Here is a 14,566-nt window from a genome sequence, read left to right as displayed (position 1 = left end):
CATGCCACGGGCGCCCGCGGCCGGTCCGCGCGCGTCGGCCGATCGTGGCGCTCCGGCGTAGATTCGCAGGATGAGGGACCTCCTTCGCGCGGGCCGCACGGTCGTCCGCGCGCAGGCCCGGCTCCGGTGGAGCCTCGTCGGGGCCCTGATCGTCGTCCTGGTCGCCGTCCCCGTGGCGCTGGCCCACCGGCCGGTGCCGGCCACCGGGGTGGCCCCCGGCACGCTGCGCGAGGAGATCATGGCGTCCGCGCGCCGGCCCTTCCACGGGTACGCCCAGAGCACCGGCTCCCTCGGCCTCCCGGCGCTACCCGGCCTCGCCCAGGTCACCGCCGCGCTCAGCGGCACCACCGAGATGCGGGTCTGGTACGCCGCTCCGGACCGCTGGCGCCTCGACGTGCTCGGCCCGGGCACCGAGCGCGACCTCTACCGCAGCGGCGACGGGCAGGTCGTCTGGGACTACGGCGACAACCAGCTCTCCCTGATCCTCGGCGAGCAACCGGTGCGGCTGCCCCGCGCCGCCGACCTGACCCCGCCCGAGCTGGCCCGCCGCCTGCTGAGCCTGGCCGCCGGGGACCGCCTGGAGCCGCTGCCCGGCCGACGGGTCGCCGGGGTGCTCGCGGCGGGCCTGCGCATCGTGCCGGCGGCCGCCGGAACCACCATCGCGCACGCGGACATCTGGGCCGATCGGGCATCCGGGCTGCCGGTGCGCGTGGAGGTCACCGCCCGCGGCGTCGCGCGGCCCGTCTTCGTCACCCGGTTCCTCGAGCTGATCCTCGCCGCCCCGGCCGCCGGGGTGCTCGAGCCGCCGGCCCGGCGCCCGGGGACGGGCTTCACCACCACGGAGGCCGCCGACGTGCTGGGCGTACTCGACCGGTGGGACTCCGTGACGCCGCCGGATCTGCTGGCCGGGCAGCCGCGGCAGCCCGCCGCCGGGGGCGTGACCGCGCTGGGGGCGTACGGGACCGGACTGGCCCGGTTCGTGGTCGTCGGGCTGCCCGGCAGGCCAACTTCATGACCCGCGACGCCCGCAGTTAGGCGGGGCAGCGGGTGGGCTCGGTGAGCGGCGCCGTGCCGAGAGCGCCGAGGACCAGGGCGGTGACGATCGGGTCCGTGGGCAGCGCGCTGTGCGAGATCCGGGCGGCCGGGCAGATGCTCTGCACCGCGACGTTGACGGCGCCGTCCAGGCGGGCGGAGTCGGGCGGCTGCACCGTCTCGTCGTTCTCGGTCCAGATCGACAGCCAGGGCAGGCCGTCCGGCACCTCGTCGTCCAGGCTGTCCAGCAGGGAGCTGCCCGGGGCCAGCTGACGGCACGCCGGGGGGCACGAGCCCGGGGCCAGCGCTGCGCCGGCACCGGCGAGGCGGGCGCCGTGCAGCGGGGATCCGAGGGTGACGATCCGGCGCGCCACGGCGGCGCCGCCGTGCCGGTCCACCCAGACCCTCGTCACCACGCCTCCGGCGGAGTAGCCGACGACGTCCACCGAGGGCGCGCCGCTGGCGAGGGCGGCCTTGGCGGCGGTGTCGAGGGTTCGGGCCTGCTCGAGCAGGTCGCCCGTGCCGTCACCGGGCAGGGTCAGCACGGTCGCGTCGCGCCCGTCTGCCCGCAGGCGGGTGGCCAGGCTGGACAGGGCCGTGCGGCTGCCGCCGTACCCGGGAACCAGCAGGACCGGTCCGGGCCGCGACTGATCGGCGCGCGGCCCCGGATCGCCGCCGGTGAGCAGCCGGACACCGACGACCGCGAGCACGGCGACCACGATCCCGAGGGCGGCGAGCAGCACGAGCCTGCGGCGCGGGGACACACCTCATCATGACTCGTGGAGGTGGGTGTGTCCCCGGGACGTGATCAGCGGGCGGCGTCCGCCGACAGGGGGGCCTGCCCGCCCGCGGTGTCGGCCGTGGCGGCCGGGAGGACGAACCAGATCCGCGCGCCGTCGTGGAACTGCGGGTCGGCGCCGATGGCGCCGCCCAGCCGTTCCACGATCCGGCGGCAGATGGTCAGGCCCAGACCGGTGCCTGGGTACGCGTCGGGGTGCGCCCGGTGCAGCTCGCCGAAGATCGCCTCGTGCTGCCCCTCGGGGATGCCGACGCCCTGGTCGGTCACCTCCACCCGGACCATGCCGGCCTCGGTACGCGCGGAGAGGTGCACCCGCGCGGCCTCGCCCGGCCGGACGTACTTGAGCGCGTTGCCCAGCAGATTCTCCAGCAGCCGCCGCAGCATCCCGTGGTCGCCGCGGACCGCCGGCAGGGTCTCCCAGGTGACCTGCGGCTCCGGCCGGCGGGTCGCGCCGGGCCAGGACAGCTCGATCGCCCGGTCCGCCACCACGTCGTCGACCAGCGCCGACAGGTCGATCGTCGTCAAGTGCAGCTGGGCACCGCGCACCGTCGAGTACGCCAGCACGTCGTCGATCAGCCGGCCCATCCGGTCGGTACTCCGGTTGATCTCGGCCACGAAGTCGTCGTAGTCGTCAGGGTGCGGGTAGCCGATGTCGAGGTGGGTGAGGAGCTGGGCGTACCCGCAGATGCCGGCGAGCGGTGCCTTGAGGTCGTGGCTGATCTCGCGGGAGAACGCCTCGAGCTCCTGCACCGAGCGGTTCAGCTCGTTGACCCGGCGCTCCAGTTCCGCGTTGCGGAGGCGTTCGCGCTCGAGTTCGGCGTACAGGTTCGTCGCGGGGCGCTGCGCCGTGGTGACGACGTACCGGCGCGGGAACCGGCCGATCCGCCGACGGCGCTGCGACCACCGCTGGGCGCGGGAAGTCACTACTCGCATGGGGGCACCGTCCCGGGGGGTGGGGTCTGAAGGGGCGAGGGGGAGGTCAGCGTTGTCCGGCACTGTCGGCTCCGTCCTCGTCTGAGGCCAGGTAGCCGGCCATGACCCGGACGGCTCCGGCGACGGCGTTCTCCACACCGGCGACCAGCGCGGTCAGGTCCTGCTCGCTGGCGCCGGGGGTGGCGTTGCGCTCCACCTGGGCACACGCCTCGGCGAGCGAGCCGGCCCCGAGCAGGGCGCTCGACGACTTGAGCGTGTGCGCGGTCTTGCGCAGCGCGTCGTGGTCCAGCCGTTGCAGCGCCTCGGCGAGCGCCGACCGGCGCCCGTCGAGCTGGGACAGGAACGTGTTCACCGTGGTGACCACGAGCGCCCGGTCCTCGAGCTGCTCCTCGAGGTCACGCAGCTTGCTGAGATCCGGCGCGTCGGTATCCGCCGCCGCCGGCTCGGCATCCGGTTCCGGTTCCGGCTCGTCCGGGGGCCCGGACAGGTACGGCTCCAGTGCCGCCCGCAGCTCCGGCAGCGTGATCGGCTTGCTGAGGTGGCCGTCCATCCCCGCCTCCAGGCACCGCTCCCGGTCGCCGTGCAGCGCGGTGGCGGTGAGGGCCAGGATCGGGATGGTGCAGCCGGCCGCGCGGACCCGGCGGGTCGCCTCGAGCCCGTCGGTACGGGGCATCTGCAGGTCCATCAGCACCACGTCGTACGGGGTGTCGCCGAGCAACGCGTCCACCGCCGCGGAGCCGTCGGGTACCCCGTCGCACTCGACGCCGAGCAGCTGGATCATGCGGCGGAACACCGTACGGTTGACGTCGTTGTCCTCGGCCAGCAGCACCCGGCCACCGGCCAGCGGCGGCACCGTGATGGGCGCGCCGCGCACGCCGGTGCGCTCCAGATTCAGTGCCGCCACCAGGCGGCCGATGACCAGCGGGGCGGTCAGCACGCCCGGCTTGCGGACGATGCCGGTCCGCGGGTCGGTCGCGCTGATCATGAGCGTGCGGCCCTTGGGGCCGAGCGCCTCGGTCATGGCGTCGGCGCGGCGGATGGCCTCGGGGTCGTGCGAGTCGTCGCACCACAGCACCGTGTCCACGTCCGGGATCCGGCGCAGCACGTCGTCGAAGCGAGCCGGCACGGGCTCGGCGCCCGCGCCGCTCAGCAGCCACGACATCGCCAGCGTGGAGCGCGACGTGGGCGCGACGACGGCGATCCGGCGGCGGATCAGCGGCGGTGGCGTGGCCGCGGGCGGCTGCTGCGGCGCGGCCTCCAGCGGCAGCCGGATGAAGAACTGTGAGCCCTCGCCGGGCTCGGCGTGCACCTCGATCGTGCCGCCCATGCACTCGACGAGCCGGGCGGCCAGGGCCAGGCCGAGGCCGGCGCCCTCGTGCCGGCGCGCGGCCGACGAGTCGGCCTGCACGAACGGGGCGAAGATCCGCTGCAGGTGGGCCTCGCCGATGCCCGGCCCGGTGTCCGAGACGGTGATCAGGTACGTGTCGTCGCCGTCCCGCTCGGCCGTGACGACGACCTCGCCGGCCTCGGTGAACTTGACGGCGTTGCCGACCACGCAGGTCAGCACCTGGCGCAGCCGGTCGATGTCGCCGAGCACGGCGGCGGGGAAGTCGGGGGCGGGACTGGCCAGCAGCAGCAGGCCCTTGCGGCGCGACTGCTGCTGCAACGGCTCGACGATGCCCTCGAACACCCGGCGCAGGATCACCGGCTTGCGTTCCACGTGCAGGCTGCCGGTCTCCAGCCGGGCGAGGTCGAGCATGTCGTCGGTGAGCGCCTTGAGGGAGTGCACGGACCGGTGCACGCTGTCGACGATCTCCCGCACGTCCTGCGGCAGCTGCTGGGCGCGCAACAGGTCGACCGTGGCGACGACGGTGGTGACGGGGGTCCGGATCTCGTGGCCGAGCAGCGCGAGGAACTGCGACTTGGCCTGCGCCGCGGCGTCCGCGTCGGCGTCGGTGCCGGCAGTGCCGCCGGCTGTGTTAGCGGCCGGCTCGACCGTCACCAGGCGCCGGTGCGAGCCGCAGTCGCTCTCCAGGTGGGTGACCCGCACGGTGCCGTCGCCCGCGGCGTCGCACCGGCACGGCAGGACCGTGGGTGCCGCCTGCGGCGTCATCTCCCGTACGGCGGAGAGCACCTGCTGGTGTCCCGGGCAGGTGACGCCGGACGCGCCCAGCACGGCACCCTCGGCGGGGTACGCCGAGCCGCCGTCCGGTCGTGCCCATCGCCCGTTGGCGACCAGGACACGACCGTCCGGATCCACGATCGCCGCCGGGCCGGGTATCGCCTCGACCAGCGTGCGCGCCGCAAATCCCATGCGCTTGACCTGACCTTTCGCAGGAGCCTGGGCCCGGGGTTGGTCGGGTCCGTGCATCAGGGTGGGTGCCCGCAGGGGCGGCGGGGGGAGCGTTCGGGAGCAACGGGGTTTCAGTGCGCCGGACCGGGTCGTGCCGGGGCGAGATGCCGGGGAGCCTGCGGGGCGCCACGGATCTTCCGCTCCCGGGCGGTCCGGCGGCGCCGGCGGACCACCAGCACCACGAGGAGCAGCAACCCGGCGCCGAGCATCCCCGCCAGCCACCAGAAGGGCTTGCGGAGCACGTCGGCGAGCGGCGGGTGCGCCGGCCGGCCGAGGTTCGCGTCCTTGCCGATCAGCGCCGCCGCCCGCTTGGAACTGCCGTCGGCGTGCAGCAGGCCCTCCGCCTCCGGGGGGCCCGAGCGCCACGGGAGCAGGCTGGCGGCCTGGGTCGTCATCGAGTCGCGCAGCCAGGCGAATACGGTGCCGCGCACGCCGCCGCGGGCCGCGATCAGCCGGCTCTGCTGCACGTCGTACGCCTGGTCGGCCTCCGTATGGCCGCCGGGGAAGACGCTGTTGTACGTGCTGAGCCCGAAGCGGGACAGTATGACCGGCCGGCCGGAGGCGTTCCGGGACACCTGCGTGAGGGCGGCCGCCAGCTCGTCGTGGGCGCCGTCCCAGGCCAGCGACACCGCGTCGAACAGCCCGTTGACCGTCGGGCTGGCCGCGGCGGAGACGTCGGACCACGAGACGGTGGCCGGGTGGTCCGGGTCCACGGCCCGCAACTCGGTCACCGTGTGCACCACCCACCCGTAGACCTCCACCGAGCCCGCCACGCCGGTGGCCCGGCGGTCCGGCGCGTCGGCGACGTCCCACATGGCGATCGCGGGATGGTCCCGCAGGGCGCCGACGACCGCGCGCAGATGCATGTCGGTGGCCGCCCAGAAGTCCGGGGTCAGCGAGGCCAGCCCGGAGAACAGCACCGGCACCACGCGGACGTTCTGCGCGGCGGCGAGGTCGAGGAACCGCCGGAACAACGCGAGCTTCTCGGCATCCGCCGCGTCCCCGCCCAGTTCCGCGTACGGCAACGGCACCCGGACCGTGTCCAGGCCGAGCCGGGTGACGGTGGCCAGGTCCGCGCCGACCGCCTTCTCGTCCAGCGGCTTGTCGAAGGGCAGCTGGTAGCCGACGCCGTGCAGCTCCGGGACGGTACGCGCGCTGGCGGCGCGGACGCCGGCCAGGACCGTGGCGCCCGTACCGCCCGCGGTGCGGCCGATGATCACCGGCGGCTCGGTGGCGACCCGGCGCAGCTGCTCGATCCGCCAGTAGCCGTCCTGCAGCACCAGCACCACGTCGTACGTCTCGTGCACGTCGGTCAGCGTGGGCAGGCCGGCGGTGACGGCCGAGCGGACGATGTCGGCGTCGGTGTCGCGCACAGCCACGGTCATCCCGTCCAGGGCGAAGAACTGCAGCTCCAGGTGGTGGGCGATGGACCAGGAGGCGGTCGCCGAGCGGGGCACGGCGAGCGCGGCGCCGCGGGCCGGCTCGGCGAACGTGCTCGTCACCGGCTCGGTGTCGCCGGTGGTCTGGTAGCGCCCGATGGCCGCCCAGGCCCGGACGTAGGCGGCCTCGATCTGGACCCGGGTGGCCGGGTCCAGCACCCGCTGGGCGTCGCTGCGGTCCGGCAGCCAGGTCACGAGCCGGTCCGCCTCCGGCGGCAGCTCGGCGACCTCGTGCAGCGCGGAGGTGGACAGCGACCCGGGCATCTGCCAGCTGGCCAGCCGGGCCACCCCGGCCAGCATGGCACCGCAGGCGAGGGCACCGAACACCGCGACGGACTGGACGATCACGCGCTTGACGCGGTTGCGCTGGATCACCTCAGCGTCACCCGCTCGGTCCTGCCGAGCACCGTGGCCCGTACGGAGAGCACCCCGCTGAGGGCGTCGTCGGGAAGTTCGAGGCGCAGCATGCCCTCGACGAGCTGGCCGGAACCGCGGGCCTTGTGGCCCTTCGGATCGATGACGGACACCGCCGCCGGCGTGCCGTCGGCCACCAGCGCACCGAGCGAGCCGCGGACGGGACCGACGACGACGCCGATGCCCTTCGGGTTGCGGCGCGCGGTCAGGGCGATCGTCGGCTGGACGGCCCGGAACCGGACGTTGAGCGGGCGCGCGGTGGCGGTGCCCCGGCAGGTCGCCCGCAGCGCCAGGGTGGCGGCCTGGCCCGGCGCCTCGATCGCGAACTGCGCGACGCCCCGGACGGTGTAGCCGTCGGCCTCGCTGCCGCCGGACGCCTCGTTCCAGCGCAGGTTCACCTCGGTGCCGTCGGGCTGCACGTTGCCGAAACGGTCCGTGAGCACCGCCGTGGCCACCGTGAGCAGCGACCGGCCGTCCGCATCGGGCACCGCCCCGGTGACCTGGAGGGTGAACGGCTTCGGCGGGCCCGCGACCTCGTCCAGGCTGACCGTCGGGCCGCTGACCGCGCCGACGCCCACGCGTACCTCGCCGGTCGCCGCCTCCGTGCCGGACTGGAGCAGCCCGTGCGCCAGCAGCCCGTCCATCCGCAGCTCGGTGCGCCGCTCGCCGGCTCCGGCGCGCCCGCGGATGACGTCCACCTGGGTGCCGTCGGGCGCGGCGTTGCCGAACCGGTCCGTGGGCACGGTGACCACCATCGACCGGTCCGTACCGTCGGCCACGATGGAGCGCGGGCCGACGGCGGCCAGCGCCGGCCCGACGACCGGCCCCGGCGCGACCGTCAGCGTCGCGGAGGTCACGGAGTTGCCGCTGCGGGCGATCAGGGTGACCGTGCCGGCCCACCGGGTGGTGTCGTCCGACAGCTCGAAGGTGGCCCCGTTGCGGCCGGCGACGGCGTCCGCGGTGACCGCACCGATGGAGCCGACGCTGATGAGCGACACCGCGGCGCCGGGCGGGGCGCCGCCGACGGCCACCGTCACCGGTTCGGCGGCCTGCACCCGGCGGGTGAACGTCAGGCTCAGCTGCATGGGGCGGGTGATGACCACGCCCAGGTCGGCGACGAACGCCCGGTTGACCGCGACCGCCGCCGCCGCGGCCAGGACGGTGAGGGCGGTGCCGGCCGCGAGCAGGCGCAGCAGCCGGCGGCCGTCGGGCAGTTCGCGGCGGCGGTGCTTCATCGCCCGCCCCGGATGTACGTGCTGGCGTACACGGTGATGCCGGCGAAGCCGCTGGACTCCGGGGCGCGCAGCATCGTCGCCCGGCGCGGCGCCCGGGCCGGCCCGTCGACGCCGGTGTAGCCGGTCGTCGGCAGCCCGGACGGCTTGAATCCGGAGCCGTCCGCGAGCGGGATCCGGAAGGTGGTCCGGCGCTGCGGGGCGATGCTGTCCGCCAGGTACGCGTGATCCACCCAGGCCAGCTCGCCGTTCGCGGAGCTGTACGCCACCAGCAGGTGCGGGATGGCCGCTTCGACGGTCATGTCGTTGCGGATCTCGCCCTCGAGGTAGGACGCGCCGTCCGCCTCGGTGACGTGCAGGCCGGTCACCTGGAGACCCCGGGTGGTGCCGCGCGGGGTGACGACCCCGCGGGCGTACACCGCGATCGACGCGGGCACGTCGGCCGCGCCCAGCACCAGCGGGGTGATCTGCAGCGGGTCGAACTCGACCGGCCCGTGCAGACCGCTCGACGAGCTCGCGGACGGCTGCGCGGGGGCGGTGCCCGCCTGCGCGTCCGGCCCCGTCTCGTTTTTCTTGACGCCGCCGTCGACCTCCGTGCCGTACGCGCCGGTGCCCGCGATGCGCTGGAACTCGATCCGGAACGGGGACGTCTCGCCCGGCAGCAGCTTGTGCGTGAGCACCTGGGCGGCGTCCCACGACGCCAGCAGCCGTCCGTTCTTGTCGCGGATCTGGGCGTTGACCGTCACGTCGGCCGGATCCACGTCCATGTTGGTCACCTCGCCGACGACCACCCAGCGGCCGTCGACGAGCAGCGAGCGGACGGACCCGAACGCGAGCTGCGGACGGTCCTGCAGGTCGGCGGTGGACGTACCGTCGGTCGCCACCGCCCGTCGTCCCTGCTCCAGGAACGTGACGCCCGGGCGCTGCACGAACTGGTCCGGCGGCTGGTACACCTCGGCCGGCGGCAGGTCGATCCACCACGTGTTCCGGTACCACCGCATGACCAGCTTCCTGGTCATGTGGAATTCTTCGAGCGACGTGAGGAACGTCAGGTCGGCCGACACGGTGGTGCCGGTCGCCGTCTCCTCGGTCACCGTGGTGACGATCGACTTGAGCTTGCCGAAGGACGCCACCAGGCCACCGTTGCGGGAGAGATCCACCTGGTAGGCCGCGAAGGTGGGCGCGGTGCGCGGATCGAGGCGGGCGTACGCGTCCGCCTGCCGGTTGAAGTCGAGGTCGTCGTAGTAGGACTTGACGATGTCGATCGGCGTGGGGTCGACGGGGCGGTGCTGGTAGCCGATCCAGCCCAGGCCGGCGAGCATGGCCAGGATGACGGCGGTCGCCTGGAAGCGGCGCCGGCGCGGGGAGACGTAGCGATGCGCGGCCCGCCGGCGCAGCCGCTCCAGCGTCGACTGCCAGCGCATGCCGCCTTCGGCGGTGCGCTCGGCGCCGATGCGTCCCGACGCGGCCAGCAGCTTGCGGTCCATCCGGGCCACCAGCCGGCTGCCCAGGTTGGGCCCGGGCATCCGCCAGAGCAGGCGGTTGGCCCACCGCAGGGCTCGCGACACACGCGCCGGCACCCGGGCGCCGCACGACGCCCAGGCGAGCAGCAGGATGGCGAGGAGCATGGACGCCGGCGGGACGGTGCCCCACATCACCCGCTGCCAGCGGGCGACCTCCCGGTCGACCTCGGTGTCCGGCAACGGGGGCACGTCCGCCCGTTCCCACACCATGATCCCGTTCTCCAGCGTGCCCAGCTCGTGCCAGCCGCTGAAGCTCAGCAGTGGCGCATAGAACGCGTCGTTGTTGAAGACGTACTTGAGGTTGTAGCGCTCGGGGACCGCGAGGAACTGCTGCAGGCTGCCGATGCCGGGCAGCCCGGAGTACTTCGCCCCCTCCAGGCGCTCGACCGGCCGCGAGGTGAGCTCGGGCAGCCGTCGGGCCGAGTGGTAGTTGCCGTCCACGGTCTGCGCCGTGGTGTTGGCGCTCAGCCAGGCCATCTGGTCGCCGAAGCCCAGCGCCAGGTAGCGCCAGCGCCAGTGCTCGTCCTTGTTGAGGAAGGAGACGATCGGGCCCGGGTCGATGGCCTGCGGTTGGAACGGACGGTAGTGGGTGAGGTTCGCCGAGAAGAGCGTGAACGCGATGTGGGCGGTGGCCATCAGCACCGGCAGGCCCCCGGCCAGGCGGCGGCCGAAGTTGTGCACCAGCCAGGCGCGTACGGTGCCGTCGATGGTGCTCGACACCAGGCTGCCGGCGAGCGGAAGGATCGAGATGGTGGCCCAGAACGTGAACCGGTCCAGGGTCAGGATCTGGTAGGCGCCTCCCAGCAGCATCTTCGGCAGGGGAGTGGTGCCGCCCGTGCCGAGGAAGGTCAGCACGGCCAGCGACAGGGTCAGCGGCCACGCGTTGGAGGTGATGCCGCGGATCAGCGCGTACGGCAGCACGACCAGCGTCGTGCCCCACGGGATCAGCCAGAAGACCAGCCCGGCGTTCGTGTTCACCAGATAGTTGTCGCGGCTGGCGTGCGGGATCGAGACCTGGGTGATGGGGTCGGCCTGCGAGTAGAGCCAGTACGGCAGCACGACGAGGAGCAGGCCGAGCACCATGAGCGTGCCGAACACCATCGTGCGCCCGAAGGGCCGCATGATGCGGCGCAGCCGGCGGGCGACCACCGGCCACAGGGAGCTGCGGCCGATCGCGTCCAGGTGTCCGCCCGGCTCGTCCGGCAGCGGCGCCCGCAGCTCGATGACCAGCGCGCTGACCAGGACCGGGCCCACGAAGAAGACCGCGCCGAAGAGCGTGGTCACGTGGTGTCCCGCGGTGGCGCCCATCGTGCAGGCGATGCCGAGCACCAGGAACTTCAACCGCCCGGTACGCACCCACCGGTGCGCGAACGGCAGCGCGTTGAGCAGGAAGCCGAGGGAGAACGTCGTGGGGAGCTGGCCGAAGACGTGGACCGTCTCGGAGATGGACGACGACACGACGAGCAGGATCGCGGCCCAGCCCGCCGCCCGCTCGTCCACCCAGATCCGCGACCAGCGGTAGACGCCGAGGGTGAGGTTGCAGAGCGCAAACAGCTGGACGACGACGAACCCGCCCCGCAGCCCGGTCAGCGGGCTGAGCGCGGCGATGGCGTAGTGGCTACCGGGCGGGTAGCTGACCGTGGTGAAGCCGGTGTACCAGCGGTCGTCCCAGGTGGTGAACCAGCCGCGGCGGTAGTGGTCGGCCATGAAGATGTGCACGTACGCGTCGTACGTCCGCTGGTAGCTGCCACTGAGCAGCAGGGCGCCGTGGTAGAAGGCGAGCACGGCGAGCGCCACCAGCAACAGCCGGTGCCGCCGGACGAAGCCCACAGCCGGCGACGCGGCCGGTGCCAGGGTGGCGGCCGTTGCGGGGGTGGCGGCTGGTGCCGGAGTGGCAGCCGGTGCGGCCGGGACCGGGGCTGCCGGCGGTGGAGGGGTGGGTGTCACGGGCGGCCAGTCCGCGGGGGGCAATGCCCGTCCCTCGATGTCGACGGTCACGAGGCCGCGGGTACGGCGATGTCGACGGCCAGCATCCGATGGTCGCTGCCCGGGTTGTCGGCGGTCTCCGCGCGCAGCACCGTGACCGGCTCGGACACCATGGCGTGGTCCAGGCGCAGCATCGGCACGACCGGCGTCCACCCGTTGGGGTAGGTGAAGCCAAAGCCCTCGCCGGCCTCGGTGAAGGCGTCGCGCCAGCCGGAGTCGGTCAGGTTCGCGAGCGAGCGGTGGTCGAGGGTGGCGTTGAAGTCCCCGATCAGCACCGTCGCCGAGTCCTCGGCGGGCTGCATCCGGGCCAGGTCGGCGAGCTGGCCGCGCCACCGGGTGAGGTTGGTGCCGGAGAGCGGTGCCACGGCGTGCACATCGACGATGCGGATGGTCCGGTCGCCGCGCGTGATCGTGGCGGTCGTCATCGGCGAGCCGTTGACGTCGAAGGCCTTGGCCGCGGTCAGGGGCAGCTTCGAGAAGATCGCCGAGCCGTGGAATCCGGGCAGCGGGTCGGTGACGCTGTACGGGTACACCTCGGTCAGGCCGGTCTTCTTCAGCCGCGCCAGATGCTCCGGCGTGACCTCCTGGAGAGTCACCACGTCGGCGCCGGAGTTGCGCAGCTTGAGGCCCACCGACCCGATGGCGGCGTTGCCGGCCTTGAGGTTGGCCGAGAGCAGCCGCAGGGTTACGGCGCCGCCCGGTGCCTGCTGCGGCCCAGCGGTCCAGTACGCGCCGCTGAGCCAGGCGAGATGCAGCAGGCACAGCACGATGGCGACGGCGGCGACCACCCGTTCCCGGCGCACGACCGCGACCACGGCCACGGGTACGGCCAGCAGCAGCACCCAGCCCCCGACCGTGGTCAGGGCGAGGAGGACGACGGAGTTCTCGGCGTGCAGGCGTACGAGCACGGCGCTCACCACGAGCAGGGCCGTGGCCGCGCGCAGCGCCCACGGGAGCACGGCCGAACCGCGGCGGGTACGGCTGAGCCCGGACCCGATGCTTTCGACCGTTTTCACATCTTTCTGATCGGACACTTCCGCCGTCTGCTGAGTGCGGATCCGGCACCGGATCGGCCGTCGCGGGGATACCCGGCGACGGGGCGGCACAGTCCGTTAGACTGCCTCGCCCCGCCTGTGCCGCCCCTGAACGATCAGCTCTTGACCAGCACCGCGAGGTCGACGACCAGCCGGCGGTGGTCGCTGCCCGTGCTGTGCTCGGCCCGCGCGGAGCGGACCGCCACACCGGGGGAGACCAGGATGTGGTCCAGGCGCAGCAGGGTGGGCATCGGCCCGCGCCAGCGCGGCCAGGTGGCACCGAGGCCGCGGCCGGCCTCGTCGAACGCGTCGCGCAGGGGACGCAGCAGCGCGGCCATCGACCGGTGGTCCGCGGTGGCGTTGAAGTCGCCGGCGAGCACCAGGTGCGCACCGGGCGGGGCGGTGGTCCCGGCCAGCTCCCGGAGCTGGCGGCGCCACGCCGCCAGCTTCGCCCGGTTCACCGGCGCCTCGGTGTGCACGTTGACCAGCCGGATCACGCCGCCGGGCAGGCGCAGGTCGGCCCGGGTCATCGGGCCGCCCGCCACGTCGATCGGCGCGGCGTGCTCGAGCGGGATCCGCGAGAGGATGGCGGAGCCGTTGTATCCGGGACGCGGATCCAGCACCGCATGGGGATAGGCGTCGAGGAGCCCGGCGGCCTTGATCGCGGCCAGGTGCTCGTCCGTGACCTCCTGGAGGCAGCAGACGTCCGCGTCGAGGTCGGCGAGCTCACCGGCGAGGGCTTCCATGGCGGGGTTGGTGAGCAGCACGTTGGCGGTCACGAGCCGCAGCCGGGGACCAGCCACCGGCTCGGTACGCCGCAGGTGCATGGTGAGCATGCGCAGCAGCCTGCCGATCTGTACCACGGCCGGCGCGGTCAGCACGATCACCAGCGCCGGCTGGTGCAGCAGCGCGGCGACCACGGCGAGCGGCGCCGCCGTCAGGATGCACCAGTCCGCGACCGCGGTGGCGCAGACCAGGGCGGCGTACCCCTCCGGTCGCAGCAGGCGCAGCAGCACCAGGGCGTAGATCAGCGTCGTCGCCACCAGCAGGACGACGAAAAGAGCGGTGGTCACCCGACGTGTTCCCGGCCGGACCCGCGGACCCGCTCGACGCACGCCCGCAGTTCCCGGGAGTGCACAGGCTTGGTCAGGAAGGCGTCGACGCGGTGCCGCCAGCCGTCGGCCTCGGCGGACGAGGACTCGATGCCCGTCACGAGGATGAAGGGCGCGGCGGACCGGCCCGCCACCGGGAGCTGGTCCAGCAGGTCGATGCCGGTGCCGTCGAGCAGCTGGAAGTCCGAGATGATCAGGCAGTAGTCCATGCTCGCGGCGAGTTCGAGCGCCGACTCGACGGACGTCGCCGTGTCGGGCCGGTACCCCATCTGCTGCAGCATCCGGCAGAGGATCATGCGGGACACCACGTCGTCCTCCACGACGAGGACCGGCTCCGTCGCGGCGTCCATGGGGGTCACTCCTCCGGCGCGGCGTCGCGCATGGTGAAGATCTGGTCGAACTGCGTCAGCTGGAAGATCCGGTTCGCGTTCTCCCCGGACGGCCGGATGAGGGTCAACTCACCCCCGGAGGCCTGCAGCTCGCGGTGGGTCCGGACGAGGACGGCGAGGCCCGCGCTGTCGATGAAGGTCACGTCCGTGAGGTCGATCGCCATCCGCCGGCAGCCGCCCGAGATCAGCCGCCGGACGGTGTCCCGCAGCCCCTGGGCCTCGAGCGAGTCCAGGCGTCCCTTGAGGGCCACGGTCGCGGCACCTACGGCTTCGTCCATGTGCTCCGTTGTCTCCACAGCTGTCCCATCGGCGTCGTTGGT

The 14,566-nt window shown here is 73.7% G+C and carries 11 protein-coding genes; 1 reads left to right on the top strand and 10 read right to left on the bottom strand.

Annotated elements, in window-relative coordinates:
* Nucleotides 1-70: 70 nt before the first annotated feature.
* Nucleotides 71-1,015 (top strand): hypothetical protein, encoded by a 945-nt coding sequence (locus tag AB0368_RS26940; RefSeq protein ID WP_366156756.1) that lies wholly within the window; start codon nt 71-73, stop codon nt 1,013-1,015.
* 16 nt (nt 1,016-1,031) lie between these two features.
* Here AB0368_RS26940 and AB0368_RS26935 read toward each other — a convergent pair whose 3' ends face one another.
* The 10 genes from AB0368_RS26935 to AB0368_RS26890 form a co-directional block, all read right to left on the bottom strand.
* Nucleotides 1,032-1,796 (bottom strand): lipase, encoded by a 765-nt coding sequence (locus AB0368_RS26935; RefSeq protein ID WP_366156755.1) that lies wholly within the window; start codon nt 1,794-1,796, stop codon nt 1,032-1,034.
* A gap of 44 nt (nt 1,797-1,840) precedes the next feature.
* Nucleotides 1,841-2,764 carry a HAMP domain-containing sensor histidine kinase gene (locus AB0368_RS26930; protein WP_366156754.1) on the bottom strand — a complete coding sequence of 308 codons (924 nt, stop codon included), beginning with the start codon at nt 2,762-2,764 and terminating at the stop codon, nt 1,841-1,843.
* Nucleotides 2,765-2,810: 46 nt separating this feature from the next.
* A complete protein-coding gene (locus AB0368_RS26925) occupies nt 2,811-5,078 on the bottom strand; it encodes an ATP-binding protein (protein ID WP_366156753.1) in 2,268 nt (755 codons plus the stop codon).
* 110 nt (nt 5,079-5,188) lie between these two features.
* Nucleotides 5,189-6,931 carry a hypothetical protein gene (locus tag AB0368_RS26920; protein WP_366156752.1) on the bottom strand — a complete coding sequence of 581 codons (1,743 nt, stop codon included), beginning with the start codon at nt 6,929-6,931 and terminating at the stop codon, nt 5,189-5,191.
* Entirely contained in the window at nt 6,928-8,205 is a 1,278-nt protein-coding gene (locus AB0368_RS26915) for a hypothetical protein (protein ID WP_366156751.1), read from the bottom strand. Before AB0368_RS26915 ends, AB0368_RS26920 begins: the two co-directional genes overlap by 4 nt.
* A complete protein-coding gene (locus tag AB0368_RS26910) occupies nt 8,202-11,723 on the bottom strand; it encodes a hypothetical protein (protein WP_366156750.1) in 3,522 nt (1,173 codons plus the stop codon). Before AB0368_RS26910 ends, AB0368_RS26915 begins: the two co-directional genes overlap by 4 nt.
* On the bottom strand, nt 11,720-12,727 hold the full coding sequence (locus tag AB0368_RS26905; RefSeq protein ID WP_366156749.1) for an endonuclease/exonuclease/phosphatase family protein: 1,008 nt from the start codon (nt 12,725-12,727) through the stop codon (nt 11,720-11,722). The genes AB0368_RS26910 and AB0368_RS26905 overlap by 4 nt, the downstream gene beginning before the upstream one ends.
* Nucleotides 12,728-12,861: 134 nt before the next feature.
* Nucleotides 12,862-13,818 (bottom strand): endonuclease/exonuclease/phosphatase family protein, encoded by a 957-nt coding sequence (locus tag AB0368_RS26900; RefSeq protein ID WP_366156748.1) that lies wholly within the window; start codon nt 13,816-13,818, stop codon nt 12,862-12,864.
* A complete protein-coding gene (locus AB0368_RS26895; RefSeq protein WP_366156747.1) occupies nt 13,815-14,207 on the bottom strand; it encodes a response regulator in 393 nt (130 codons plus the stop codon). Before AB0368_RS26895 ends, AB0368_RS26900 begins: the two co-directional genes overlap by 4 nt.
* Nucleotides 14,208-14,212: 5 nt before the next feature.
* On the bottom strand, nt 14,213-14,524 hold the full coding sequence (locus AB0368_RS26890; protein ID WP_366156746.1) for an STAS domain-containing protein: 312 nt from the start codon (nt 14,522-14,524) through the stop codon (nt 14,213-14,215).
* Between the last annotated feature and the right edge of the window lie 42 nt (nt 14,525-14,566).

The sequence above is a fragment of the Actinoplanes sp. NPDC051475 genome, assembly GCF_040689425.1.
Classification (GTDB): Bacteria; Actinomycetota; Actinomycetes; order Mycobacteriales; family Micromonosporaceae; genus Actinoplanes.
The sequence above is the reverse complement of the archived record's forward strand: the minus strand, read 5'-3'. Positions and strand labels throughout refer to the sequence as shown.